Source organism: Vibrio sp. 2134-1, from assembly GCF_033339495.1.
Genome location: NZ_JAWOUS010000376.1, coordinates 1 through 730 on the forward strand (window position 1 = coordinate 1; position 730 = coordinate 730).

2 protein-coding genes are annotated in these 730 nt (G+C 44.4%); both read right to left on the reverse strand.

Translation table 11 applies throughout. The features are described from left to right. Positions 1 to 7: 7 nt before the first annotated feature. On the reverse strand, positions 8 to 445 hold the full coding sequence (gene flgN, locus R7R78_RS26080; protein WP_005463929.1) for a flagellar export chaperone FlgN: 438 nt from the start codon (positions 443 to 445) through the stop codon (positions 8 to 10). A 24-nt stretch (positions 446 to 469) separates the two neighbouring features. After that, on the reverse strand, positions 470 to 730 hold a 261-nt coding region (gene flgM, locus R7R78_RS26085; protein WP_225474609.1), incomplete at its 5' end, for a flagellar biosynthesis anti-sigma factor FlgM.

Sequence of the window (730 nt, forward strand, 5' to 3'; positions counted from 1 at the left end):
CCATCGTTTAAAACGATTTATCTTCATAAGTGTGTTGCACAGGTTGTTTGAGTTGACTGACTAACTCATGGAACGCAGCAGAGCTTTGGCCATTGCTCTGGTTGTATTGTTGGCACTGCTTGATGAGTGTCTCCAATAACGTCCACTGTTTTCTCGCTTGCGCACCAATCTTGGCAGGCAAAGCGTTGAAAATTCTTGTTACGCTGGAGTCATTACACGGTAACCCCAGCTCACGCATGCATTGGCTTCTTTCATTAGAAGAGCGGCTCAGCTTATTGAGTATTGGTGTTTGTTGCTGAACGTTGGTGTTCAGTGCTTCACCATCAAACTTCAAATACAACGCCTTTTGTTGTTGAAGTAGGGTCAATAATTGCTGATACAGTTTGATGTCTTCAGAAATTGAACGAACAAAATACTGAATTCGCTGCGATGCCGCGCTTGCCATGGGTGTATTCCTAATGCTGTGCTTTTACTCGTGACCAGTATGGAATTGCATAATTGCCTTAGATAGCGCTTTTGTATCTAGGCTCAATTCGCCGCGTGCTAGCGCGTTACGAACTTGCTCAACTTTTTCCATATCGACGTCTGGTAGCGATTTCATTTCTGCTTGGGCACGCTCAATTGCTGCTGTGTTTGCTTGAAACGCAGGCTCGCTTACTTTGGTTTGTTCCATTGTTTCAACAGGCTTTTTACTTGCTTGTTGGAAATTTGTTTGTGGGACATGACCGCC